17 protein-coding genes and 1 tRNA gene are annotated in these 26362 nt (G+C 68.0%); 10 read left to right on the plus strand and 8 right to left on the minus strand.

Features of this window, described 5'->3' with window-relative positions; all coding sequences use genetic code 11:
* Nucleotides 1-46 precede the first annotated feature (46 nt).
* The 5 genes from AB5J53_RS26330 (at nt 47) to AB5J53_RS26350 (ending at nt 4181) form a co-directional block, all read left to right on the plus strand.
* Nucleotides 47-1252 (plus strand): DNA polymerase III subunit delta', encoded by a 1206-nt coding sequence (locus AB5J53_RS26330; protein WP_369248123.1) that lies wholly within the window; start codon nt 47-49, stop codon nt 1250-1252.
* 265 nt (nt 1253-1517) lie between these two features.
* Nucleotides 1518-3101, plus strand: coding sequence for an alpha/beta hydrolase (locus tag AB5J53_RS26335; RefSeq protein ID WP_369248124.1), 1584 nt, complete (start codon nt 1518-1520; stop codon nt 3099-3101).
* Nucleotides 3102-3208: 107 nt separating this feature from the next.
* Nucleotides 3209-3282, plus strand: a tRNA-Thr gene (locus tag AB5J53_RS26340).
* Between the two features lie 234 nt (nt 3283-3516).
* Nucleotides 3517-3930, plus strand: a complete 414-nt coding sequence (locus AB5J53_RS26345; RefSeq protein WP_369248125.1) for a hypothetical protein — start codon at nt 3517-3519, stop codon at nt 3928-3930.
* Nucleotides 3931-4016: 86 nt separating this feature from the next.
* The gene (locus AB5J53_RS26350; protein ID WP_369248126.1) at nt 4017-4181 is read left to right on the plus strand and encodes a hypothetical protein; all 165 of its coding nucleotides are present in this window, start codon (nt 4017-4019) and stop codon (nt 4179-4181) included.
* Nucleotides 4182-4316: 135 nt separating this feature from the next.
* Here AB5J53_RS26350 and AB5J53_RS26355 read toward each other — a convergent pair whose 3' ends face one another.
* The 4 genes from AB5J53_RS26355 to AB5J53_RS26370 form a co-directional block, all read right to left on the minus strand.
* Nucleotides 4317-9968 carry a DUF4011 domain-containing protein gene (locus AB5J53_RS26355; RefSeq protein ID WP_369248127.1) on the minus strand — a complete coding sequence of 1884 codons (5652 nt, stop codon included), beginning with the start codon at nt 9966-9968 and terminating at the stop codon, nt 4317-4319.
* Between the two features lie 428 nt (nt 9969-10396).
* Entirely contained in the window at nt 10397-10810 is a 414-nt protein-coding gene (locus AB5J53_RS26360; protein WP_369248128.1) for a hypothetical protein, read from the minus strand.
* Nucleotides 10807-13269, minus strand: coding sequence for an AAA family ATPase (locus tag AB5J53_RS26365; RefSeq protein ID WP_369248129.1), 2463 nt, complete (start codon nt 13267-13269; stop codon nt 10807-10809). Before AB5J53_RS26365 ends, AB5J53_RS26360 begins: the two co-directional genes overlap by 4 nt.
* Before the next feature lie 291 nt (nt 13270-13560).
* Nucleotides 13561-13995: a hypothetical protein gene (locus AB5J53_RS26370; RefSeq protein WP_369248130.1), complete on the minus strand. Its 435-nt coding sequence runs from the start codon at nt 13993-13995 to the stop codon at nt 13561-13563.
* Between the two features lie 28 nt (nt 13996-14023).
* On the opposite strand from AB5J53_RS26370, the gene AB5J53_RS26375 reads away from it, so the two are divergent.
* Nucleotides 14024-14167, plus strand: a complete 144-nt coding sequence (locus AB5J53_RS26375; RefSeq protein WP_369248131.1) for a hypothetical protein — start codon at nt 14024-14026, stop codon at nt 14165-14167.
* A 39-nt stretch (nt 14168-14206) separates the two neighbouring features.
* Here AB5J53_RS26375 and AB5J53_RS26380 read toward each other — a convergent pair whose 3' ends face one another.
* The 4 genes from AB5J53_RS26380 to AB5J53_RS26395 form a co-directional block, all read right to left on the minus strand.
* The gene (locus tag AB5J53_RS26380; protein ID WP_369248132.1) at nt 14207-14779 is read right to left on the minus strand and encodes a hypothetical protein; all 573 of its coding nucleotides are present in this window, start codon (nt 14777-14779) and stop codon (nt 14207-14209) included.
* 64 nt (nt 14780-14843) lie between these two features.
* Entirely contained in the window at nt 14844-15419 is a 576-nt protein-coding gene (locus tag AB5J53_RS26385) for a hypothetical protein (RefSeq protein WP_369248133.1), read from the minus strand.
* Between the two features lie 220 nt (nt 15420-15639).
* Nucleotides 15640-16923 (minus strand): DNA sulfur modification protein DndB, encoded by a 1284-nt coding sequence (locus AB5J53_RS26390; RefSeq protein WP_369248134.1) that lies wholly within the window; start codon nt 16921-16923, stop codon nt 15640-15642.
* 89 nt (nt 16924-17012) lie between these two features.
* Nucleotides 17013-17342, minus strand: coding sequence for a hypothetical protein (locus AB5J53_RS26395; protein WP_369248135.1), 330 nt, complete (start codon nt 17340-17342; stop codon nt 17013-17015).
* Between the two features lie 208 nt (nt 17343-17550).
* Here AB5J53_RS26395 and AB5J53_RS26400 point away from each other — a divergent pair, with 208 nt between their 5' ends.
* The 4 genes from AB5J53_RS26400 (at nt 17551) to AB5J53_RS26415 (ending at nt 26320) form a co-directional block, all read left to right on the plus strand.
* Nucleotides 17551-19704, plus strand: a complete 2154-nt coding sequence (locus AB5J53_RS26400; protein WP_369248136.1) for an N-6 DNA methylase — start codon at nt 17551-17553, stop codon at nt 19702-19704.
* A 90-nt stretch (nt 19705-19794) separates the two neighbouring features.
* Nucleotides 19795-21804 carry an N-6 DNA methylase gene (locus AB5J53_RS26405; protein ID WP_369248137.1) on the plus strand — a complete coding sequence of 670 codons (2010 nt, stop codon included), beginning with the start codon at nt 19795-19797 and terminating at the stop codon, nt 21802-21804.
* Nucleotides 21801-23117, plus strand: a complete 1317-nt coding sequence (locus tag AB5J53_RS26410; protein WP_369248138.1) for a restriction endonuclease subunit S — start codon at nt 21801-21803, stop codon at nt 23115-23117. The genes AB5J53_RS26405 and AB5J53_RS26410 overlap by 4 nt, the downstream gene beginning before the upstream one ends.
* Before the next feature lie 2 nt (nt 23118-23119).
* Entirely contained in the window at nt 23120-26320 is a 3201-nt protein-coding gene (locus tag AB5J53_RS26415; protein WP_369248139.1) for a type I restriction endonuclease subunit R, read from the plus strand.
* Nucleotides 26321-26362 lie beyond the last annotated feature (42 nt).

Raw genomic sequence — 26362 nt, forward strand, 5'->3', positions numbered from 1 at the left:
CACAATGGACGCGGCAAGGCAAAGTGCGACGAAAGGGCGGTGCTCCATGCCCGTGTGGGACGACCTGGTGGGCCAGGAGAAGGTGAGCGAGCAGCTCGCCGCCGCTGCCCGGGACGCCGACGCCCTCGTCACGGCGGTCGCCGCGGACACCCCGGTCCCGGAGGCGTCCAAGATGACGCACGCATGGCTGTTCACGGGTCCGCCCGGTTCGGGCCGTTCCACGGCGGCGCGGGCGTTCGCGGCGGCGCTCCAGTGCCTGAGCCCCGACCGCGCACTGGGTGGAGTCCCCGGCTGTGGCTTCTGCGACGGCTGCCACACCAGCCTCATCGGCACTCACGCCGATGTGCAGATCGTCCGCACCGACCTCCTCTCCATCGGTGTGAAGGAGACCCGCGACCTGGTCCGCCGCGCCCAGATGTCCCCGGCGAACGGCCGCTGGCAGGTCATCGTCCTGGAGGACGCGGACCGTCTCACGGAGGGCGCGGGCAATGTCCTCCTGAAGGCCGTCGAGGAGCCCGCCCCCCGCACGGTCTGGCTCCTGTGCGCCCCGTCCATCGAGGACGTCCTGCCCACCATCCGCTCCCGCTGCCGCCTGCTCACCCTCCGCACCCCGCCGGTGGACGCCGTCGCCGACATCCTCGTACGCCGTGACGGCATCGAGCCCGACGTCGCGGCGGCCGCCGCGCGCGCGACGCAGGGACACATCGGGCGGGCCCGTCGCCTCGCCACGGACCCGAGCGCCCGGGCGCGCCGGGCCGCCGTCCTCAAGCTCCCGCTCCGGGTCGACGACATCGGCGGCTGCCTCAAGGCGGCCCAGGAGCTGATCGACACGGCCGCCGAGGACGCCAAGCAGCTCGCCGAGGAAGTCGACGTGAAGGAGACCGAGGACCTGAAGGCGGCCCTCGGCGCGTCTCAGGGCGGCCGTATGCCGCGCGGCACCGCGGGCATCATGAAGGAGCTGGAGGACCGGCAGAAGCGCCGAAGAACGCGAACGCAGCGCGACAGCCTGGACCTGGCCCTGATCGACCTCACCGGGTTCTACCGCGACGTCCTTGCCCTCCAGCTCGGCTCCCGTGTGGCCATCGCCAACACGGAGGCCGAGGACATCCTGCAGCGCCTGGCGCGCGGCGGCTCGCCGGAGGCGACTCTGCGCCGCATCGACGCGATCGCCGCGTGCCGCGAGGCCCTCGACCGCAACGTGGCCCCGCTGCTCGCGGTGGAGGCCATGACGATGGCGCTGCGGGCGGGCTGAAGGCGCCCAGAGGGCCGGGACTGCCGGCGCATCGGGCGGGACCGGCGGGAGCGTCGGGCAGAACCGGCGCGTCGGGGTACGCGACGGGTTCGCGAGGTCGCGCACCACGGGCGCGCCAAGAGTGCACGACGGGCGCACCATGGGATGCACGACGGATGCACTACGGGATGCACGACGGATGCACGACGAGTTGACCAAGTCACTCGTACGAGGCGCATCCGCGACTGAAGGTGATCAATTGATCGCGCAAGGTTACGCTCGCGGGATGTACATCAGGCGCACCCTTCGGCCGACCAGGCCCCTCCGTGTGAGTGGCGTGCTGTTGGCCGCCGCAGCGCTGCTCATCTCGGCCTGCTCCTCCGGGAGTTCGACGACGTCGACGGCGACGGCGGACGCGGTGCTGGCCGCGCTGCCGAGCTCCACGCCCTCCACGCTGTCGCGGTACTACGGGCAGAAGCTGAACTGGCGCACCTGCGGGGTCCCCGGCTTCGAGTGCGCCACGATGAAGGCGCCGCTGGACTACGCCAAGCCGGCGTCGGGCGACGTCAGGCTGGCGGTCGCCCGCAAGAAGGCCACGGGGCCGGGCAAGCGCCTCGGTTCGCTGCTGGTCAACCCGGGAGGACCGGGCGGCTCGGCGGTCGGCTATCTCCAGCAGTACGCCGGGGTCGGCTACCCGGCGGAGGTCCGCGCCCGCTACGACATGGTGGCGGTCGACCCGCGCGGCGTGGCCCGCAGCGAGCCGGTCGAATGCCTCACAGGCCGCCAGATGGACACGTACACGCAGACGGACACGACTCCGGACGACAAGAAGGAGACGGGGCAACTGGTCGACGCGTACAAGAAGTTCGCCGAGGGCTGCGGCCGACGCTCGCCCGATCTGCTCCGGCATCTCTCCACGGTGGAGGCGGCCCGTGACATGGACATCCTGCGCGCCGTGCTGGGCGACCAGAAGCTGACGTATGTCGGGGCGTCGTACGGGACGTTCCTCGGGGCGACGTATGCCGGCCTCTTCCCGGACCGCGTGGGCCGCGTGGTCCTGGACGGCGCGATGGATCCGCAGCTCACCGCGCGCAAACTCAATCAGGACCAGACGGCGGGCTTCGAGACGGCCTTCCAGTCGTTCGCGAAGGACTGCGTGCGCCAGAGCGACTGCCCGCTGGGCGGCACGGGCACGAGCCCGGAGCAGGTGGGCAAGAACCTGAAGGCGTTCTTCCAGCAGCTCGACAAGGCGCCCATCCCGGCCGGCGACGCGGACGGCCGCAAGCTCGGCGAGGCGCTCGCGACGACGGGTGTGATCGCGGCGATGTACGACGAGTCGGCCTGGCCGCAGCTGCGTGAGGCGCTCACCGCGGCGATGCAGGAGAAGGACGGCGCGGGTCTGCTCGCCCTGTCCGACAGTTACTACGAGCGCGACGCCGACGGCAGGTACGCGAACCTGATGTTCGCCAACGCGGCGGTGAACTGCCTCGACCTCCCGGCCGCCTTCGCCACCCCCGACCAGGTGGAGAAGGCCCTCCCCGCCTTCGAGAAGGCGTCCCCCGTCTTCGGTGAGGGCCTGGCCTGGGCCTCCCTGAACTGCGCGTACTGGCCGGTGAAGCCGACGGGTGAGCCCCACCGCATCGAGGCGAAGGGCGCGGCCCCGATCCTCGTGGTCGGCACCACCCGCGACCCGGCGACCCCATACCCCTGGGCCCGGTCCCTCGCCTCCCAGCTCTCCTCCGGCACCCTCCTCACCTACGTCGGCGACGGCCACACCGCCTACGGCCGCGGCAGCGCCTGCATCGACTCCACGATCAACCGTTATCTCCTCCAGGGCACCCCTCCCACCAAGGGAAAGCGCTGCTCATAGCCCGCCCGCACACCCCGGCACCGGAGGCCCCGGGGTGTGTACGGAGCACCCTTGGAAACTGTGTAGACTTACCGACGTTGCTGATCGCACCATAGTGCGGAGAGCGCGCCGCCTTAGCTCAGATGGCCAGAGCAACGCACTCGTAATGCGTAGGTCTCGGGTTCGAATCCCGAAGGCGGCTCCGAGAAGCCCCAGGACTCACTCGCCGTGACCTGGGGTTTTTCCTTTCCTTGATTGACTTTTGGTCTAAACCACTTACTCATCGGGGCTCCGAGGTGCCCCGATGGGGCCCAATATGGGGCCCGCGCGGGTCCTGTTTGTCCGCCTTCAGTACCTTCTTCTTCGATGCCCGGTATGTGGTGATGGGGTCCAAGGGGGCTGAGAGGCCTTCGCGGCGTGCAACACCGTCTGGTACGTGGCGGTCGGCGTCCGCATCGAGGTGTGCCCGAGCATCGCCAGCACGGCCTTCAGCGTGACGCTGGCGGCCAGCGCCAGACTCTCGGCCTCGTGGCGGCCGTCGTTGAGCCGGATCGGTGGGAGGCCGTACAGCTCTACCAGCCGGTCCCAGCAGTCGGAGAAGAACTGCGGGTGGTGCGTCTTGCAGTTCGCCGACGCGGGCGCGGTGTTCCGGGCGGCGCGCGTTGTCGGAGACGATGCAGCCGGAGATACCTTGGGTGTGGCGGGCGCGAAGGTCGCGCATCTTGAGCACGCCGAGGTGGGGGACCGGGTACAGCTCGATCCCGCGGCCGTACTCGTGGGCGGTGGTCCTCTTCGGCTCGGTCTTCTTCTCGTGCCAGTTCAGCAGGAATTCCGCCACGGTCTCATCTGACAGGACGTTCACTCCGGCCGTGGAGGACCCGAGATCCACAGACTGCAGAATCGGCAGACCGACCACACCATCCCAGGGGGACGTACTTGATGCAGGAACTGCGCTTTGATGACGTGCGATTCGCCGTGAGCACCGGCAACGATCAGGTGTGGCTGCACCGGGGGCTCGGTGGCCATGAGTTGCGTGTCCAGCTCAACGTCGCGGTGACGCCATTCAAGGAGGCTGGTGTCGACGGTCACGTAATTGTTTGACCGCTGACAGGCCGCACCGGTCACACTGGCTGACCCGCTGTGAGCACCCGGCACATGGCCCGGGGACCTCACCCCCTGACGCGCGTAAGATCGCTCCTCTGCATCTGGCTCTGGCCGATGACCGTACGGTTCCGTTCAGTCGCGAACGTGTCGGATGTGCGCGGTGCGGCGCTTCCCTGAACCGTCCTCGTACTCCACCGGGATGCCGGTCTCGCGCCACAGCAAGGCAACTGCGAGTGGCGTGAACGGGCTGAGCGCCTGACCCTCCTCCGCGGCCGGGCCCTGAGAAGTGATCTCGTAGTCCTCGACAACTGTGGAGCCATCGAAGCTCAGGCCGACTAGGCGGCCGGGGGCCACCATCGCTCCCCCGGTTGCGCGAGGGGTGGCAGGGGTTGCCCTGAGGAAGCTCTCCAGGAAGGTGGCGCGCTCCTCGAGCTGTTCACGCCGCTTTTCCCATTTACGCCGGTTATCGGCGCGCACCCGGTAATCAGTGGCGGTGTCAAGGGGTTCCGGCTGCCGCAGGTACTCGCGTATCTGAGACAGCTCGTTCTCGACACGTTGCCAGGATGTCCTGGCCAACGCTGTCACCGGGTAGGTGGCGACAGAAGGGGACTCGCTATGCCGTGGAGTCGGCACGGTTCTGCGCTGCCGCGCGGTGGGACCGGAAGTTGGTGAAGTCCGGGTTCCGCCGCCCTGACCCGCAGAGGGCCGCCGCGCAGGCCCACTCTGTGGCTCGGCTCGTGACGACGACGCTTCCGGTTTCGCCGCGTCACCTTCAACCGCGCCCGCTGCGCTGGGGCTTGTATCAACGAGGGCTACCGCACGTTCGACGGCGGATCGCAGCCGGGCTTCGGCACCGGACCGGTCGCGGTACCAGTCGGTGCCCCAGATCCGGTGTAGCTCCCAGCCAAGCCCACGCAGCACTCCTTCGCGCAGCCGGTCACGGTCACGGGCTGCCTTCGAGGAGTGGTACATGGCGCCATCGCACTCCACCCCCAGCGCGTACAACCCCGGCCGGTGCGGATGCCGGACGCCCAGGTCGATGCGGTAGCCGGCGACGCCAACCTGAGGCTGCACGTCATAGCCCCAGCTGCGCAGCACCGCCAGCACAGATTCCTCGAACGGGCTCTCCGGCTGGGCGTCCGGGTCCACCGTCTCCTGGGAGAGCACAGACGGACCGCTCTGTGCGTACTGCAGGTAGCGGTGGAAGTACCGGAAGCTCTTGCTGCCGGTGTTCCCCGGCACCTCACCCGGGTCGAACGAGGCCACGACCTCCACGCGGTAGCGTGCGCGGGTCACGGCGACGTTCAGACGGCGCCAACCATCCGCCTTGTTCATGGGGCCGAAGTTCTTCGAAAACTTGCCGTGGGCGTCACGGCCGTACCCGACGGACAGGATCATGACGTCCCGCTCGTCGCCCTGCACACTCTCCAGATTTTTGACGAAGAACCCGTTCAGCCGATCCTCGGAGAAGCACTCGTCGAGGTCGGGCCGAGTCCGGCGCGCCGCGTCCACGGCGTCCTGGATCGCGACGGCCTGTGACTGGGACAGCGCGACCACGCCCAGCGATCTGCCCTTGCGAGTACTGAAGTGGTGGATCACCCGGCGGGCCACCTCCTCAGCCTCGCCTGGGTTGTTCCGAGCGGCTGCCCCGGAACGGTAGACGCCTTCCCTGGCGCGGTAGAAGGCGACGCCGACATCCGCACCCTCCGCGTGAGCCCCGGGGAAGGTGGTCATGGACTCGTCGTAGAACTCCCGGTTGCTGAAGGCAATCAGGTCCTCATGACGGCTGCGGTAGTGCCAGCGCAGCGACAAACTCTCCAGCAGCCCGCTCGCCTTGCACAGATCCAGCACGGAACGGAACTGATCGGGGGACTCCTCGTCCTCGCTGTCCTCCTCGTCATCGCCTGTGGAGGAGAAGAATTCGGTGGGCGGGAGCTGCTTCTGGTCACCAGCCACGATCAGTGCCCGACCACGGTAGACACAGTTGATTGCGTCCTGGGGCAGCACCTGCGACGCCTCGTCGAAGATCACCACATCGAAGACGAGGTCGGGCGGCAGGAATCGGCTGACTGTAAGCGGGCTCATCATGAAGCACGGCTTGATCAGCGGTACCGCCTCCCTGGCGGCTTCCAGGAGCTCTCTCACCGGCTTGTGCCGAGTCTTCTTCTCGCCCTCTCGTCTGAGCAACGCCGCACCCGGAGCGTCCGTGGTTCGAGGGCGACGAGCGTCACAGGTCTGGATGACGCGCGCACGAGCGTGGTTGGCCAGTCTCGCGTCCAGTTCCCGGAAGCCGGCCACCAAGTCATCGCGGTCCGCGGATCGTGGGGTTGCCAGCCGTGAATCACTGGACAGCTGGAGATCAGCCCAGGCGCGGAGAGCCGCACGTTCGACCAGAGCCGGGAAGTCGGCCGGAGCAATCCCGCGGCGTACCGCCCGGTCCACCAGATCACCCAGGCTCAGGTCGTCGAGGGCCCTGCGACCTTTGTCGTAGGCACGCCACTCGTCAGGGCCGCCCCGATCGCCGTCCAGGACCGCGAGCGCCTTCAAGGCCGAATCCTGGCCGCGGGAGAACGACTCACGGAGCTGCTCCGCACGTTCCGGACGAAACAGGTCCGCCAATGCCTCCGTGGCCCGTGCCCATGCACCTGCGGCGGCTTCCAGTTCGGTGTCGGCTTCCGCGCAGTAGAGGATCTCGGCGGCTGAAGCACTCAGTGGCACCCTGCTCTGAAGCCCGGACGCCTCACGCAGAGTGGTGATCCAATCGAGGGCGGCACTCAGGTCGGACAGGCTGGTGCTTCGGCCCGTGTAGAGGTCCCCGAGCAGTGCCCGGTCGTCTTCCGCCCTGGACTCGAACTCCACCGTGGCAGCGCGGGCTGCCCGTACGGCATGCACACCGGCGCGTGCTGCGGACAGAGTCCAGGTGCCCGGTGCCGCGGCCGCTCCTCCGCCCGCGACGGCGGTCTCCTCCACCATCCGCATCAGTTGCTCGGCCCCTCGCAGAGGTGCAACATGCGCGCGGCTCCATTGAGCAGCGGCTCTGAGGCTTCCCGGTTCCAATTCGTACGACGGCCCCGCCACAGGTGGAAGGACGAGGGAGTCCCGCCACTCGGTCAGCCGGCCGGCTGCCCGTTCCGCGGTGTTCCTCGCGGCAGGGCGCGGTTGCCCTCCGAAAGCCACCTCGCGCGCCAGCGCATCTTGGTTCGTCACTCGGGGAGCGAGCCTGAGGATCTCATTGGCTCGCTTGATGAGGGAGTCCAGGCCATCGAAGTCGGTGTCTTCGCTCCGCCAGTGTGGACCGAGGACCGAAGCATGGCGACTGGCCTCGGCATTCAGTGTGCGTGCCGCCTGCTGCCAAGCCACCGCGACCGGAAGCGCGGCCACAACCGCCCTGGTGCATTTACCGCCGTCAGGGAGTAGCGACCTGACCAACCGCCGGTCGGCGCGGCACGCTGCAGACAGCCTTCCGGTGATGGACCGATGCATGGTGGCAAACCGGTGCGTGACTTCTTCGAGGGAATCTTCCTGCAGCACCCGGTCCGTGAAAACCTCTTCGGCCTTCCTCCGAGTCTCGCGCAGCCGTGTCACCGCTTCACGCAGGACTTCTGCGGCGGTCCTGGCGTCGGCCGCTCCCTCACGGGTGAGCCATGCGGGCAGCGGTTTGGCGTCGTCAGGGTGTCCTGCAAGAACGCCGAGGTGGCCCAAACGGAGGGCGTCGTCGCAGGACTCGGGGGCGGGCAAGCCGTACATCGCGGCAACGGCCGCCAGCGACTGGACCGCCTCGTCGAGTGCCGCGGCGTCTGACTCAAGGCGGTCACCGAGCTCACGGGCGGCGTCAGCAGTGAGCACACCGATATCGATGGCCGGGGGCAGCACAGCCGACAGAGCGGTCTCCTCCGCACTCGGCGTGGGGTCCGCCTCGGGCGGCAACCGCTCCCATGCCGCGCCGAGTGTCTGTTCCGCCGAGCGTTCGGCTTCGATGACCTCGTCCAGACGGCGCCGGAAGCCCGCTATCGCTGTGGTCAGGCCCTGGCTATCGGCGGTCAGCCAGGGGTGCGGCAGTGACGGCCGAGCGCCCGCGACGTGTAGTAGCGCGGTCAGTCGGGCGGTGTCACGCGCTCCCTCCCAACCGAGTTCAGCGAGGAGAGCCGTGTGCGGCAGCAGCCTCGTATCGAGTTCGCCGAGGGCTTCGGTGGCGAGGTCAAGCGTCTGCAGTGGGTTACCAGCGTCCGTCAGCCCGTACCAGGAGAATGCCGTGCCTTCCAATGCCGGGCGCCACGACCTGCTGACCTGACGGGCTGCCACAGTCGCCCGGTCAAGTCCCTCGGCTGTGAGCGTCGCCGCCTCGAAGGTCGGGTCCGCGGGCAGCGGATGAGAACTGTCCAGTAGTGAGATCCTGCCCAGGACGTAGTGCAGGCTCATATCGAGCCCGCGTCGGCTGTCGTTCATCGCCGCCGCGTACCCGGAGAGTTCCTGGCGCAGTTGGCGAGCACGCTGAAGGTCGGCCCGGGCACCGCCCGACAAGATGCGGCGAGGCGCTAGCAATGCCCCGCCGAGTTCCTGCGCCACTTGCTTCCGGCCCGTGTTGTTGCTGTGCAACGCCAAGACGTAGTCATCGAGACCGACATCGCCCAGACGGTTGCGGACCACGTCCAAGGCAGCCGCCTTCTCGCTGACGAACAGTACGGTGCGGCCCTGCTCCAGCAGGCCCGCGATCATGTTGGTGATCGTCTGGCTCTTGCCAGTGCCGGGCGGCCCGTCCATCACGAAACTGCGGCCCTCGATCGCAGCAGCGACGCACTGCCGCTGGGAAGAGTCCGCGTCGAGCACAAGCGGGGCTTTTTCGGGCGGCTGGATCTCGTCGATGCGATCGGTGTCGGCCGGTTCGAAGGCAAAGTTCCCTGGCGAGATGCCGGAGTCCGCGCCGAGCCCAATGGCGCGCACGAGGGCGCTTGCCTGCACCCGGTCGGCGTTGTCGAGGAGGTCCCGATACATGACCTCCTTGCTTGAGTTGAAGGTGTCCAACACCACTCGGTTGGTGACTTTCCAGCCGCGCATGCCCGCCACCGCACGCCGGACCTGCGCGATCAGGGCGGGAATGTCACGTTGTTCCACCTGCTCGACGCGTGGCCAGTCAATGCCCAACTCGCCCATCTTGATGGCGAGGGCAGGGTTGAGAGCCGGCTCCTCATCTGTGTTGGCCTTCAAGACGTACGAGTCCCCGCGTCGCCGTTCCAGCACGACTGGCACTATCACCAACGGCGAACTGAAGCTCTTCTCGGCAGACGGGGCCGGCGTCCAATCGAGAAAGCCCACACCGAGATGAAGCACCCACAGGCCGTAGTCGTTGTACTTCTCCCGCGCGACCAGGGCGAGGCGACGCAGATGCCGGTCCTGTTCAGCCTGCGTGGTCTTGGACGTGGTGAGCGTGACAACGGGGCGGTTGCTGCCGACTCCTGCCCGGGATGCAGGGGTGTCGATTGGCCTGGCGCCAGTGGTGGAACCGGCAGGGACCACTCTCGCGGGCGGCGCCAACCCGCCCGACGACGCACTCTCATCCTCGGATCCCTCGCCGCGTACAGCAGAGAAGGCACAACCGCGGGAAAGCCCTTCCAGCACGGTGGACAACCCGGGCTCGACCAAATCCGTACCTGCGGACGAGGAACGGCGCTGGTAGTTGAGCAGCCGGTTACGGAAGCTCAGATCGATGAGTGAGTCCCGCCATGAGGCGAGCAGCCTCTCCAGCCGAGCACGGTCCATGGAAGACCGCCTGCCTTGGAGGGTCATAAAGCGCAACTCCCTCATTGATGAAGAGGTCGTGAAGGCATTAGACGAAATGGGTGAAGCATAGCGGCGCGTCGCAACGACGTCTGGAGGGACGGCACAGGACGACTCTCCCCATGCCAGGGCTCTGGAGGATGGAGAAGAGGCTTGCCTACCAACATGAGTGAGGAGGCCATGGAAGGACGGCCCTTCCGCACAACGTCATGCCACTCCGGAGCCGTAGACCTCGCACCCGCCCAACGAGGCAATTCCGCCCCCACCTTCTGCCACAGCGCGTGAAGCGGTCGCCGACACCATCGACAGGGGTGGAGTTGGCCTCGATTGGCAGGCGGCGTACCACTGCTGTTCTGGGCTGCGTGGTGTTGGTCTCGAGGCCGGGTGAAATCCGACCGGTGAACGGCGGGCCAAAGGTGACCTCGATGACCAAACAGTCAGGGAACGTCAAGCGTCCGGACGAGCTCGCCGACCTCCGTGCGCCAGGCGCGGACTTGCTCGTAGGTGGGGCCGATCTCGTACTGGTGGTAGTGGCACCCCAGGCACAGGTGCGACCAGACGGCGCGGGTCCGTCGGGCAGTCTCCTCAGGGGTGTAGCAACGCAAGCAGAGCATCTTGGCCCGCATGGTGGTGCGGGCGAGTCCCGGTACCGCTGCGTCGAGCACCCGGTCCACGCAGATCTCCAGGGCAGTCCGTAGAGCCAGTGAAGCTCCGCGGTGACGGCCGGCAGCCGTGGCACCGCGGAGGTCGCCGTCGAGCATCCGGTCCGCCGTCAGCAGGAGGTCTTCGACGGAGGCGGGGGAAGCAGGTGCTGCGGATACGGAGGGTGAGGATGCAGCGGAGGCACTCATCGGGCGCTCCCCTCCGGCTTGCGCACCTTCTGCGCCAGAGCCTCGACGTCCTGGACGAAACGGCGCGCGTCGGTGATCTGCGCTCCTGCGGCGTGGGCTCCTCTCTGGCACTGCTTGATGAGGTAGGCCGCCTGCGCTCCGTAGCGGTTTCTCACTTCCTCGTCGACGTCGCGGATCCGTGTGATGTCGCCGAACAGGGCGAGCGCCGCGACCTTCGTGAACTTCTCGGCGTCGTCAACGGCGGCGTGCAATTCCTGCTCAGGTCCGCCGGAGAGGTGGTGCTTGATCCACGCGGCTTCCAAGAAGGCATTCTCCAAGGCGATACGGCACAGGCTGGGCAGCACATGGGTCCGGGCCGCCAGCGGCAAGTCCGGGGTGCGGACGATGGCCATCGCGTCGGCGATCGCCTGCGCGACCGGGTCGGTCACTCGCTCGACCTTCACCCTCGAGGCCTTGCTCCGCTCGACCTGGAACACCGTCACCGGCAACTCCTGGCTCGTGAACGCCCGCTGGAGCCGGGTGTCGTGGGTGAACACGACGACCTGTCGGTGCTTGCCGAGCTCGTGCAGGACCTGAGCGAGCCCGTTGACCTTGGCGGGATCCATGGACTGCACCGGGTCGTCGACGACTATGAAACCGAACGGGCTGTCGGCCGTAACGGCGCGGGGCAGGAACAGTGACAGCGCGAGGGAGTGCAGCTCGCCCTGGCTCATGACGCCCAGCGCCGAGGCGTCCTGGCCGTCGACGGAGACGTCCATGACGAGCTTGCGTACGGTGGCCTTCTCGCTGCCGCGCAGGCTCACACCGTTGAGGTCGATGTTGCTCTCCTGGCGGAGCTTCTCCCAGATGCGCTGCGACTGGTCGGCGAAGCCCTCCATGCGCCGCTCCCGCAGCTCGGTGCTCAGTGCCTTGATCCAGGCACGGGCCCGCCGGATGTCTCTCAGCCGGGGATCGCTCTCCTTCGCGGCACGGGCCCGCTCCGCCCAGCCGGCCAGGCGGGTGACGAGCCGGCGCCAGCGTTCGTCCCGCTTCTCCAGCTCCCTCGTGGCGTTCTCTCTCACCGCGGCGCAAGCGTCAGCCAGCGTCCCGGCCGCCTCGTGGGCGCGCCGGACGAGCTCGCCCGGATCGCTGACCGTGCGGCAGGCGGCCCAGGCGTCCCACGGGTCGGTCAACGCGGCCGGGATCCGCTGGGGCCTGTGCACGAGGTCCTGCAGGACACGCACCGCCGACCGCAGTGCGCTGCGCGCGTCGTCGGCGGCCCTGGCTTCCTGCCGCAGTACGGCGATCTGCGCGGCGGCACGCGCGGCCCACTCCCCGTCCAGGACGCGGTCCGTTCCGCAGACCGGGCAGGACCTCTCGTCGGGGTGCCGGTCGATGTGGGCCAGAGCCCTGGCGAGGAGGTCGGCGCGCTGGTGAGCGTCCTCGGCGCTCGTGCCGCGGACGTCCTCGGCATCGGCGAGGGCCTTGCGCAGCCCGACCACTGCGGCGGCGACCTGCTCCATGTCGGGGCCCTGCACGGCGACCGCGACCCGCAGCTCGGCGAGAAGGCCCTCGTCGGTGTCGGCGGGCAGTCCCGCCACCAGTGCCTCGACGGTGTCGAAGTCCGGGCTGCCCGGGGTGTCGATGGCCAGGAGGGCCTGCACTGCCCGCTCGTCGTCCTCCAGCGTGTACAGGGCGTCCACGAGTTCCGGGACTTCCGCCTTCGCCGCCTTCGCCGCGTCGTCGAGTACTTTCTCCTCCGCGCGAAGCCGGCTGTCCGCCGCGCTGAGATGCCGCAGGCCGAGGATAGTGGCGATGGCGTCGTACATCTCGGAGGGCTTGCCGCTGATCATGCGGTCGAGATCGACGTACGACAGAAAGGGCCGGTAGTCCTCCATGGCCTGCTTCCAGGCCACCTGGTCGAGAGGGACTCGTCCGTGTCCGGGCCGCTTGAACTCTGCCTGGGAGCCGCCGAAGTCCTCGCTCTCCCACGTGCGGGTGAGCGTGCTGCGGCCGGTGTCGCCCTCAATGGCGAGCTTGACCTCGATCTCCGGCTTGGCACCGTCCTCCAGGTGGAGGTTGCGCCAGTTGCTGCTGCGCGACGCGTGCAGCCCGTGCCAGCGCATGTTCGTGCCGGTGAACGCGGTCTCGATGCCCTCGGCGATGCTGGACTTGCCGGACCCGTTGCGGCCTACTACGAGGTTCACGCCTGGCCGGGGGCTGAGGTTCAGCCAGGTGCGGGGGCCGATGCCGCGGAATCCGGTAACGGCGACGGAGGCCAGGTAGATCCGGCCGACGGAGGATGGCCCTTCGGCCTCCTTCTCGCCCAGAGCGTCCTTGAGGAGCACCTTCACCGGCTCGCTGAGGACCGCCTCCGCGAGACGGGCCTCCACCAGTTCGGCTACGGGCATGGACGGGGCGGTCTGGGTCGGCTGGGTGGAAGGGTGCGCGGTGTGCTGGGGCTGTTCCGTCTCGGTCATGAGGTGCTCCGGGGTGGGCGCGGGAAAGTGTGGAAGAGCCCGAGGGCCGGGCCGAAGGCGAGGCAGGTTCACCGGATCCCCGGCCGGCAGCGGGGAAAGGCGGTCCGGGAGCGCCAGTAGTCGGCGAGGGCACCGACGGCCCACAGCGGGACCAGGCGCGGGAGTTCGGTGCGCGGGGCGTGTCACGCACGAAGTGCAGGCTGAGCTTGGCTAGGGAGTCGGCGGCCTCGTTGAGGGGTGCCGCGCTCGACGCGTCCACGTGACCTGCCGGTCAGTGCCAAGCGCCGCCGGTCAGGGCGCGGGGTCGGTCTTGGCGGTGTCGTTGACGTTGGTCAGGCAGGTCTTCATGAAGTCGTCGCGGTGGACGGTACCGCCGGTGGGCTCCTGGGAGATCTGCGCGTACTCCTGCGAGCAGGTGCTGTCGCTCGCGGTGTAGGTCATGCTGCCGTCGTCGGTGTACACGCCCCCCGATATCAGGCCGGACGCGTAGGCGCCGAGGAGCGTCGAGCGGCCGAAGACGGGCTTGTCCACAGTCTTGGTGACCGTATGGGTGACGACCTTGGGCGGGCGGGACTCGGCCTGATGGGCACGGTGGTCGGCAGCAGCCGCCTGACGGCGGGCGGCGGCGAGCGCAGAGTGGGTACTGACGTGGTCCACCGTGGCCGCGATGACGGACAGGGCTGTCAACCCGCAGGCAGCAATGGCAATGACGTTGGCTCGGTTCACGGTTGTCCTTCAGGTAAGGAATCGGAGGGTGAAAACCACGCAGCAGGTTGTGGCCGGGGGCGGCGCGGAGGCGGCGGAGCATCGCCTCGCCGCCGCACTCGAAGGCGCACTGACCCGCTCGGGCAGCCAGTCAGCCGGCCCTGGTGTCAGTCCACTTGCCGCTGAAGAATGAGCTGCCGCCGCGCCACCATCACGGCCCTGGTCGAAGAGATCAGTAGTTGGCGTTGGCGATGAGGTCGCCATCCTGGCCGTAGACGCTGACGAGCCCGTTCTTGGACTCGTAGCAGGACGTGAACGCAGAGGCGATGAGCTTCGCGTCCCCCTGGTTGTCGCTCATAAGCCCGCCAGTGAAGTCGGTGTAGACCTCAGCCGAGTCCAGGATGTCGTTCCGCTTGTCCGCGCCGGTCACCTTCGTCACGTGCTGGACGGCCTTCTTCTCCGTGGCCGTACCGGACTTGGCGACGCAGACCTTGAACTGCTCCGCCTGCGTCTTCGTCTTCTGCGCGGGCGTCGCTTCGGCCTTGTCGGACTCCGGCGTGCGGCCGGCGGCGACGGCCTTGTCCTTGGCGCCGGTGTCGGTGGAGTCGCCGTTTCCGCCGCTGGCCGCGGCGACGATGCCGATCAGAACGAAGAGGGCAACGACGCCGAGGCAGCCGAAGCCGACGATCTTCCCTGCCTTCGACTTCTTCGGCGGCTGCGGCTGGAACGGCGGAGTGCCGTAACCCTGCTGCTGCGGGCCGCCCCAACCGGGCTGGGGCTGCTGCGGGTACTGCTGCTGGCTCATGGTCCCCCCAGGGGATGTAGATGCACCTTGCGGGTGCGTGTGACGTGTGAAGCTGGAATGTGCGTCAGGCGGCCCGGGAGCGCCGGTAGTCGGCGAGGGCGCCGGAGGCCCACAACGGGACCAACCGCGGAAGTTCGGTGCGCGGGACGGCGCCGCGCACGCAGCGCAGGCCGAGCTTGGCGAGGGAGTCGGCGGCCTCGTTGAGGGGGTGACCGACGTGGGCCTTCTCGTGGACGAAGGTCAGGTGCGGGGTGTACTCGGCGAGCAACTGCAGCTTGACCAGGCTGGGCTGGCGGCCTTGGGCGCGCAGGTGGGTGTCGTAGCCCTCGGGCATGTCCGTCCCGCCCTGCTGCCAGCTGTGCAGGTGCCGCAGCGCCTGCAGGTTGTCCACGCGGACCTCGATGGGCTGGCCGGGGTGCGCGTGGAGGACCGCTTTGAGGCCCCCGTACACGGCGCGCAGTTCGGTGACGACCACCCGGGAGCAGGGGCGTACGAGGTATTTCGGGTAGAGGTGGGCGCGCAGACCGGTGTGGCCGGTGGTGGAGAGGTAGCCGGAGGCCACCCGGTCCGGGCTGACCGAGGCGTCCGTGGCCAGCACGATCGGCCCGGTGACGGCCTTGACCTTGTCGTTCACGCGCACCTGGCGGAGAGTGGAGGTGGCGGGGCGGGGTGCGTGGGCGAGGGGAGAACGGTGACCCATGGCAGTTGTTGCCTTCCTGTCTTCGTGACGGGGCAGCGGGAGAGAGGGCGGGCGCGCGTGACGTCCGCCGAGCTGGGCCGTGCGGGTCAGGGGCCATCACCGTGTTGCGATGACCCCTGGAATCCGCCAGATGTGGAGAGGCTCCGGTGTTGCTGGTGGGTCAGATGGCAGCCGGGGCCTTCTTGTACCAGTCCGTGATCACCTTGGTCAGGTGCACGACGTTCTGCTGACGCATGATCGGGGCGGAGGCGTTCGGCTCGAAGTCCTCGTTCGCGTCCGTGGTGCGCCAGATGCTGTCCTCGGTGACGGGGGCGGTCATGTGCCGGTCGAGCCGCTTGAAGAACTCTTGGATGTCACCGTCCTCGGCTCCGTCCTCCTTCAGGTTGCGGTAGACGCCGCCCAGGACGCGGAGCATGCCCACCGATCCCAGGAGCGAGGACTCGCGCAGCTTCATGGCCTTGGTGGGGGGCGCCGGCGGCTCGTTCTTCTTCTTCTCGGAGAGCGAGGGGTCGTAGTTGTCCACGTCCTCCTCGGTGATCTCCGCGAGCGCGGTGAAAGCGATGGAGATGACGTCCAGGAAGCCGCGGACGCTTTCGATGACCTCGTTGTCGGTCAGCGATTCGACCTTCTTGCTGACGCGGCCGCCGGGACCGGCGATGACGGCCCGCGTGATGTCGGCGACGTGCTTGGCGCCCATCAGGTTGCGGTTGGTCAGGGTCATCCGGTCCCGCTCGATGTCGACCTTGCCCAGGAAGAGGGGGTGGACGACGATGTCGCTGAGCGTGCGGTTGGCGATGCGCGAGGTGTCGAAGCGGGCCCGGACGGCACCGGAGATCCCCTTGGCGTTGTCCGCGACGTCGACGAACATCTGCTGGCCGCTGACGCCGTCGGGCTCCACGTAGATGTCGATGCCGACGAACTCGTCCTTGAGCCGCTGCATTCGGCCGATCAGCGCCTCGCGGTCCTGCTCCAGCTTCGCCTTCTTGGCCTCGTTGGCGCGGTGGATCTCCCGGTCGATGCGGGACACCTCGTCCGTGATGCGCTTCTTCTCCAGGTGGACCCCGAGGATGCGGTGCTGGCCGTCGATCGTGATCAGGCGTCCGATGCCGCCGATGGACCAGGGGACGGTGAGGTAGCCGACCGAGCCGTCTTCGCTGATCGGCTCGAAGCGGCAGCCGCCGGTGTCGCGGATGAGGAGGGCCGGAGCCACCCACCTGGGGTTGTCGGCGAGGTACTGGCCGAAGCCCTTGGCGTGGGTGATGTCCACCTTGCGGTTGTCCGGGTCCGGCTTGGCCGGGTCGGGGATGGTGAGGATGACCGAGAGGTCGGCGAGCGGAATGCGCGTCGTGTAGACGGTCCTGCCGCCCTGGCTGGTGCGGATCGCCAGGTAAGTGGACTCCTCACGCACCAGGGAGAGGCGCGAGGAGTCGACAGTGATGCTCACGGATGACTTCCTTTCCGAGCAGGCAGCCCTCGAGGGCAGCGGGCGAGAGGGCAGGCGGCGCGTGACGCCCGCCGGGTGGGGCATATGGGTCAGGCGCCGTTGGCGGTCGGCGGGTGGACCTGGCCGTAGACGGTGAGGAACAGCTCCAGGTCGGCGCGTTCGTCGGGCGCGGCGTGACCGGAGGCGAGGCGGGCTTGGGCATCGCGGCCTGCCCGGCGCAGGTAGCCGCTGCGCTCCAGGTGGCACCACAGGAGGCAGAACGCCTGCTGGTGGTCGTAGAGGGTGGTCTCGTAGGACGTGCCGGTGATGTGACGGGCCTGGACCAGCAAGGCCCGGAAGTTCTCCCCGGCGTCGCGCTTCAGCAACTGCGCCAGGTGGCGGTGGTACACGGTCAGTTCGGGCTCATCCGTTTCGGCCAAGCAGGTCTCTCCACTCGTGAGGCTTCTTCTGCCGTCCCGGGGAGGGCCGCAGCGATTGGTCCCCCTCCCCGAAGGGTGCTTCGTCGACCACCGCCGTCCGGAAGCATCTACAGATAAGCATGGCACTGAAAGCACTGTCAAACCTGTTTACGTGTTTAGTCGATGGTGTAATGTGTGTGCTGTACTCGACGAGAGGTGAGACCACGCCATGCCCCAGCCGTCAGCCCAGGTGACAGCCGCGGAGATCTCCCGCATCGCGGGAGTCACACGCGCCACCGTCAGCAACTGGCGCCGCCGGCACGACGACTTCCCAGCACCAGCCGGCGGCAACGAGACCAGCCCGCTCTACGACCTGGAAACCGTGCGTGCCTGGCTGCGCTCCCGCGGCCAGACCTCCGCCGCCGCCCCAGCGGAGGAGCTACGCACCCTGTTGCGACTGCACCCCGCGGGCGCGGGCCCGGCCGCACCGCTGCTCCCCCTGGTCCTCGCCACCTCCCGCCGTTCCCCACACGAGCTGAGCGAGCTGGCCGACCTGCCGGACGCCGACCTCGCCGCACGCGCGGACGCCGCCGTCGCCGACCTCACCGGCACACTTCCGCAGACCGAGGCAGCCCCCTTCACGGCAGCCGACGCGGCCATCGTGCGGGCGCTGATCCACTGCGTACGGGAGGAGGGCGCCCAGGCCGCCGTCGACGTACTCGCCGAGCGGGAACTGGAGGACAGCGCCTCCACCGGCACCTATCAAACCCCCGACCGCCTGGCCGACCTCATGGCCCGCCTGCTGCCCGCGGACGCGGCCCGTGTCCTGGACCCCGCGTGCGGCAGCGGCACCCTGCTGGCCGCCGCCGCACGCCACGGCGCCCGCGAGCTGTACGGCCAGGACGCCCTGCCGGTGCAGGCCCAACGCAGCGCGGTACGCCTGCTGCTGGCCATGCCCGACGCGGCGGTGGCCGTACGGGCCGGCGACAGCCTGCGCCACGACGCCTTCCCGCAGCCCCCGGTCGACGCGGTGCTGTGCAACCCGCCCTACGGCGACCGCGACTGGGGCCACGACGAGCTGGCCTACGACCCCCGCTGGGCCTACGGCGTCCCGCCGCGCATGGAATCCGAACTCGCCTGGATCCAGCACGCCCTGGCCCACCTGCACCCCGGCGGGTACGCGGTGCTGCTGCTGCCCCCCGCCACCGCCGCCCGCGCCTCGGGCCGCCGCGTGCGCGCCGAACTGGTACGCGGCGGCGCCCTGCGCGCCGTCGTGGCCCTGCCGTCCGGCGCGGCCGCGCCCCTGCACATCGGCCTCCAGCTGTGGATCCTGCAGACCCCGCAGCCGGACGGCCCGGACCGCGCCTCGGTGCTGTTCGTGGACGCCGGCGCCGAGCGGCAACAGGACAGGCCACGCAACCGGGCCGACAGCACGCTCGGCTCATCGGGGACGCGCCGACGCCGCGACACCCTCGACTGGGCCGAGCTGACCGACACCGTGCTGGCCCACTGGACGGCCTTCCGCGCCAACCCGGAGTCCTTCTCCGACGAGCCCGGCATCGCCCGGGTCGTCCCCGTACTGGACCTCCTCGACGAGGTCGTCGACCTCACCCCGGCCCGCCAGGTCCGCGCCCTGCCCGCCTACATCGACCCGGCCCAGGTGGCACGGCAAGCCGACGACCACCGCAAGCAGCTCACCGAACACGCCAACCTCCTCGCCGAGACTGCTCAGGGCACATGGCAGCCCACCGGCGACTCCCCACGGCAGTGGCGCACGGCGACCCTCTCCGACCTCGCCCGCGGCGGCGCCCTGGAGATCCTGCGGGCGGCGACCGACACCCGGGAGAAGACCGAGGGCGCGCGATGGAGAGCCGAGAACACCGGACGGCTGGTCCTCCACGGAACCGACATCGCGGAAGGCGCACCCGCCTCCGCCACGTTCCTCGACAGCATTCCCCTGAAGTCGTCACCGGTCATCGCCGAAGGGGACATCCTGGTACGCGTGTTCACAGGGGACGGCGGAAACATGGCCCGACTGGCCGACAAGCAGGACATCGGCGTACTGCTCGGCCACGACCTCTACCTTCTGCGCCCCGACCCGACACGACTGGACCCCTGGTTCCTCGCGGGCTTCGTCGGCGCGCACGACAACATCACCGGGGCATCCACCGGCAGCACCACCGTCCACCTCCAACCCGGCCGACTGCGCGTACCGTTGCTGCCCCTGCAGGAGCAGCGCCGCTACGGCGAAGCCTTCCGCCGCGTCCGCGAACTACGCACCGCCGCCCGCCAGGCCACCGACCTCGCCAGCGAGTACGCGGACCTCCTGACCACCGGCCTGACAGCGGGCGCACTGCTCCCACCCGAGACCGCATCAACCTGACGCACTGGCACGCTTCTTCACTCATCCACCACACTCGGCCGCACCCGCCCCCTCGCCCGGCGGAACGGCTCGGAAGGAACTCGGGGAACCTTGAACAGCAGCAAGCACACGGAACTGGCGAACCACGCCTGGTCCGTCGCCGATCTCCTGCGCGGCGACTACAAGCAGTCCGACTACGGCAAGGTCATCCTGCCGTTCACCGTGCTGCGACGCCTGGAATGCGTCCTGGAGCCCACACGGGACAAGGTCGTCGAGACGGTGACCCGCTTCGCCGGCCAGGACATCGACACCGACCGCTTCCTGCGGAAGGCCTCGGGCCACGCTTTCTACAACAAGAGCGAGCTCACGCTCAAGAAGATCGCGGCCGACCCGCAGAACGCGGCGAAGAACCTGCAGATCTACGTCGGTGCCTTCTCCGACAACGCCCGCGAGGTCCTCGACAAGTACGAGTTCAACCAGCAGGTCAGGAAGCTCGACGGCGCGAACCTGCTCTACCAGGTCATCGGCAAGTTCACCGACCTCGACCTGCACCCCGATGTCGTGCCCAACCACAACATGGGCTACATCTTCGAGGAGTTGATCCGCCGCTTCGCCGAGCAGTCGAACGAGACCGCGGGTGAGCACTTCACCCCGCGCGAGGTCATCAAGCTGATGGTCAACCTGCTGGTGGCGCCCGACGGGGACGCCCTCAGCCTGCCGGGTGTCGTCCGCACGGTCATGGACCCGGCCTGCGGCACGGGCGGCATGCTCAGCGCCGCCGACGACCGCATCAAGGCCCTCAACCGGGACGCGACGGTCGAGGTGTACGGGCAGGAGCTCAACCCCGAGTCCTGGGCGATCTGCCGCTCCGACCTCATGATCAAGGGCCAGGACCCGGAGAACATCCGCTTCGGCAACTCCTTCTCCGACGACGGCCACGCCCGCCGCAGGTTCGACTACATCCTCGCCAACCCGCCGTTCGGCGTGGAGTGGAAGAAGGTCAAGGAGGAGGTCGAGTACGAGCACAAGTCACTCGGCGACGCCGGCCGCTTCGGCGCGGGCCTGCCACGCATCAACGACGGCTCGCTGCTCTTCCTCCAGCACATGATCTCGAAGATGAAGCCGGTGGACGTGAACGGCGGGGGCGGCTCCCGCATCGCCATCGTCTTCAACGGCTCCCCACTCTTCACGGGCGCGGCCGAGTCCGGCGAGTCCAACATCCGCCGCTGGATCCTGGAGAACGACTGGCTGGAGGCCATCGTCGCCCTCCCGGACCAGCTCTTCTACAACACCGGCATCTCCACGTACTTCTGGATCCTCACCAACCGCAAGGACGCCGACCATAAGGGCAAGGTCGTCCTGCTCGACGCGCGCGACCAGTGGCAGAAGATGCGCAAGTCGCTCGGCAACAAGCGCAAGGAACTCGGCGACGGGACGAACGGCCGCCCCGACCACATCGGCGACATCACCCGACTGTACGCGGAGGCCGCCCAGGTCGCGAAGGACCCCGAGCACCCGCTGCACGGCAAGGTGAAGCTCTTCGCCAACGAGGACTTCGGCTACCAGCGCATCACCGTCGAACGCCCGCTGAAGCTCCGCTTCGAGGTCACGGAGGAGACGTTGGCCGCGCTGGCGGAAGCCAAGCCGGTAGCGAAGCTGGAACGGAGCGAGGAGTTCGTCGCGGCGGTGCGTACGTTGCTCGGCTCGTCCTGGACGACGAAGTCCGAGGCGTTCATCGCGCTCAAGGACGCGGTGGTCGCGGCCGGCCTGACGTGGCCGTCGGGCGCGCCGTTCGCGAAGGCGGTACGGGAGACGATCGGCGTCCGGGACCCGGAGGGCGAGGTCCAGAAGATCAAGGGGGCCTCGGAGCCGGACGCAGACCTGCGGGACTACGAGAACGTCCCGCTTGGCGAGGACGTTGAGGATTACCTCAAGCGCGAGGTGCTGCCGCACGTCCCGGACGCGTGGATCGACCACACCAAGACGAAGATCGGTTACGAGATCCCGTTCACGCGGCACTTCTACGTGTACAAGCCGCCGAGGCCGCTGAGGGAGATCGACGCGGAGCTGAAGTCGCTTGAGGCGGAGATTCAGGCGCTGCTGGGTGAGGTGACCGAGTGACGCTCGGATTCGAGGGCCTTCCCGGTCATTGGCGTACCTCTCGATTGGATTGGGTGGCAACTGTCAATGCTCGCATTGGCTGGAAAGCCCTGACTGCCGCAGAATACCAACCCAGCGGATACGCTTTTCTAGCGACACCGAACATCAAGAGTCGTGAAATCGACTTCACCAATGTCAACTACATCTCCGAGTTCCGGTACGGGGAATCACCGGAACTGCAACTCTCCGAAGGCGATGTCCTCCTCACCAAGGATGGATTCACCATCGGGACCGTCAATATCGTGCGCTATCTCCCTCGCCCAGCTACAGTAAACGGCTCTATCGCTGTGCTGCGTCCCTTTGGGATCCATCCGGGATTTCTGTATTACGTCATCGCAAGCAGCGCAATTCAGGAGCACATCTGGTCCGTAAAGGATGGCATGGATGTACTCCACCTGTTTCAGCGTGACATCAAGAAATTCCCAATCCCTCTTCCGCCGTTTGAGGAGCAGCGCCGCATCGCCGACTTCCTCGACGCCGAGACCGCTCGCATCGACGGACTGAATCGCGCAACCGAACGTCAACAGAAACTTGTCACGGAACGACAGGTCGTGGCATTCCACGACAGCGTTCAGGCTGAAGGTGGGCCTGATCTCAACGTGATCGAGCCTGAAACCGCTAACCCCGACTGGCGCATGCTGCCACTAAACCACGCATTGAATCAGCTGACGAATGGATATGTCGGCCCAACGCGCGACCTGTTCGTAGATGACGGGGTTCGCTATCTTCAGTCTCTGCACATCAAGAATGGCAGAATTGACTTCGCGCGAAAGCCGTACTTCGTGAAGCAGGAGTGGGCTGATGAACGGCCGCGGATTCGTCTCGGCTTCGAAGACCTTCTTATCGTCCAGACCGGCGCTATCGGTGAGGTCGGCCTAGTCGATGACGAGTATGTGGGCGCCAGCTGTCATGCCCTGCTTATCGCGCGGACCGACAGGAATATCCTCTCTCCTCGATACTTGTGGCATGCATTTCGAAGCCACTGGGGTCGGAGTGCGCTTTTGCGGGAGCAGACGGGGGCGCTGCACCCGCACCTAGAAGCTGGCAACGTGCGCTTCATGAAGGTTCCTGTTCCTGCTCTCGACACACAACGGCGTGTAGTGGCACGCACGGAAGAGATCGCCAAGGACACGGTGGCAGTCGAGCATGCTCTGTCTCGCCGATTGAGGTTGCAATCCGAGCGCCGTCAAGCCCTCATCACCGCCGCCGTAACCGGCCAGTTCGACGTCTCCACCGCCAGCGGGCGCAACGTAACGGACGGAGTGAGCGCGTAGCCATGAGCCCCATCCACACGGAGTCCGCTTTCGGTGATGCCATCGTCGCCGCCATGGTCGAGCGCGGCTGGCGTGAGGCGCGCTCGCAGGACTACCGGGCCGATCTCGGCCTGGACACCAACGAGTTGTTCACCTTCATCGGGGCGACCCAGCCTGACGAGTGGAACGAACTGCTCACCGTCTACGGCGGAGACCCGAACGAGGCGCAGCGCGGGTTCGCCGGTCGCCTCGACCAGGCCATCGCCACCAACGGGCTCTTGGATGTCCTCCGCAACGGCGTCAAGGACCGGGGCGTCCTCCTCCGCGTCGCTTACTTCAAGCCGAACCTCGTCGCCCACGACTCCGTGCTCGACGGCTACCGGGCCAACCGCCTCACCGTCGTCCGTGAACTCGAGTACGCGACGAAGCAGGCCGACTGGGGCAACCGGCTCGACCTCGCCCTCTTCCTCAACGGAATCCCCGTCGCCACGGCCGAGTTGAAGAACCCGCTGACCAAGCAAGGCGTGGAGCAGGCCAAGGAGCAGTACCGCACCGACCGCGATCCCACCGAGCTGATCTTCACGCGCCGGGTCGTCGCGAACTTCGCCGTCGACTCGGACCTGGTCTTCGTCGCCACCCAGCTGAAGGGCGAGAAGACCCGCTTCCTACCGTTCAACACCGGTTCCAACGGCCCCGGTCAGCCGGGCGGCGCAGGCAACCCGGCCCCCACCGCCTACGGCACGTACGCGACCTCCTACCTCTGGGAACAGGTCTGGCAGCCGGACAACTGGCTGGACCTGCTGCAGCGGTTCGTGCACCTGCACAAGAGCAAGACGCCCGGCGGCGGCACGACGAAGACGATGGTCTTCCCCCGGTTCCAGCAGTGGGACGCGGTCAAGAAGCTCACCGCGCACGCCGCGACGCACGGCGCGGGACACGACTACCTGGTCATGGCCTCGGCCGGCTCGGGCAAGTCGAACACCATCGGCTGGCTCGCGCACCGCCTCAGCGACCTGCACACCCCCACCGGCCCGTCGGAGCTCGACGCCGAGGCCGTGGCCAAGGGCCTCAAGCCGGGCGTGCCGGTCTTCGACAAGGTCATCGTCATCACCGACCGCCGCAACCTGGACGCCCAACTCCGGGAAACCGTAGGGAACTTCGAGCAGACCGCGGGTCTCGTCGTGAAGATCGACGAGAAGCACGGGGCGAAGGGTGAGCAGCTCGCCAAGGCCCTCTCCCGCGACACAGGGAAGATCGTCACCGTCACCCTGCACTCCTTCCCGGCGCTGCTCGACTACCTCCAGCGCAACCCCACCGAGATCCGGGGCAGCCGCTTCGCGATCATCGTGGACGAGGCACACTCCTCGCAGTCCGGCGACGCCGCCACCGCCGTACGGTCTGCCCTGCGGGACCTCGGCCTGGACTCCGACTCGGACGACGCGGGCGCGACCACGGTCAAGGCCCCGGCCGCCGCCACCCTTGACGAGCAGCTCAAGAAGCGGGCCGAGCAGCGTTCCCGCGCCGCGAACCTCTCCTACTTCGCTTTCACCGCCACGCCGAAGGCCAAGACCCTCGAACTCTTTGGCACGTTGCAGGACATCGACGGCAAGGCGACCTACCGGCCCTTCCACACGTACTCCATGCGGCAGGCGATCGAGGAGGGCTTCATCCTCGACCCGCTGCGCAACTACGTCACGTACAACACGTACTGGAAGCTGGTGAACCAGAACCCCGACGAGCGGGAGGTCGACCCGTCGAAGGCGAACGGCTTGCTCGCCCGGTACGCGCTGACCCATGACTCGACGGTCGCCCAGCACGCCACGGTGATCGTGGAGCACTTCGTGGCGCACAGCCGGGGCCGTCTCGGCGGGCGGGCCAAGTCGATGGTGGTGACCGCCTCGCGGCAGTCCGCCGTACAGATGGCGCGCGCCATCAAGAGCTACATCAAGGACCGGGACTACGACACCAAGTACCCCGACCTGGGCGTCCTCGTCGCCTTCTCCGGCTCGCTCACCGTCGACGGCGAGGAGACCACCGAACCGAAGGAGAACGGCGGGCTGTCGGAGAGCGCACTGCCGAAGGCGTTCGCGTACACGCGTGCCGACGACAAGGCCGCCCGCGCCGGCGGGGCGGGACAGCGCGAGTACAAGATCCTGGTCGTCGCGGAGAAGTACCAGACCGGGTTCGACCAACCGCTGCTGACGACGATGTACGTCAACAAGACGCTGACCGGCATCTCCGCCGTGCAGACGCTGTCCCGGCTGAACCGGACCGCCGAACGCAAGACCCAGGCCGACCTGGCGGTCCTGGACTTCGTCAACGAGGCCGAGGACATACAGGATTCCTTCCGCCCGTACTTCGAGGAGGCGAACACCCTCCCGTCCGACCCCAACCTGCTCTACACCGCGCAGAGCCGGGTCATGCAGGCGCCGATTCTGTCCGGGCAGGAGATGGACGAGTTCGCCGCCGCGTACTTCGCAGCCAAGGAGAAGGCGGCAGGCTCGCAGTCCAAGTGGGAGAAGCTGCACGCCGAGCTGTACCGGCTGCTGTCCCCCGCCGTCGCCCGTTTCACGCCCTTGCTCGAAAGCGAGGACGAGGACGACCAGGAGACGGCGGAGGGCTTCCGCGCCGACCTCAACGACTACGTCAGGAAGTACGGCTTCCTCGCGCAGATCGTCCCCTACCGGGACGCCGAGCTGGAGCGGCTCCACCTCTACGGCCGCTACCTCCTCAACCGGCTGCCGCGCCGCGCGGACGGCGGCGTGGACATAGGCGAGATCGACCTCAGCCACATGCGGGTGGAGAAGACCGGCGAGTACGACGTCTCCCTCACCTCCGAGGGGCCGACGACGATGCAGGGCTTCGGCGACGGCTCGGGCGGCGCGAAAGAAGCGGAGAAGTCGCTGCTCTCGCAGTTGATCGACAAGTTCAACGAACGCTTCGGCACCGAGTTCACCGAGCAGGACGTCATCCGCCCGTTCGAGGAGGCCAAGGCCGACCCGAAGGTGCGGGCGGCGGCCGTCGTCAATGACGAGGACAACTTCGGCCTCGTCTTCGACAACGTCTTCGCGGACAAGATGGCCGACCACATCGACACCATCGCGGGCATGGGCCGCCAGTACTTCGGCCCGGACAAGGGCTTCAAGTCCAGCCTGGACCGCAGCGCCCGCAAGGCCGCGTGGCGGATGATCCGCCGCGAGGAGGGCCTGGACGACGACGTCTGATACGCCCCGGCTGGACATGCCAGCCGGGGCACCCTTTGGCCT

This window comes from Streptomyces sp. R41, from assembly GCF_041053055.1.
In the GTDB taxonomy this organism is placed as follows: domain Bacteria; phylum Actinomycetota; class Actinomycetes; order Streptomycetales; family Streptomycetaceae; genus Streptomyces.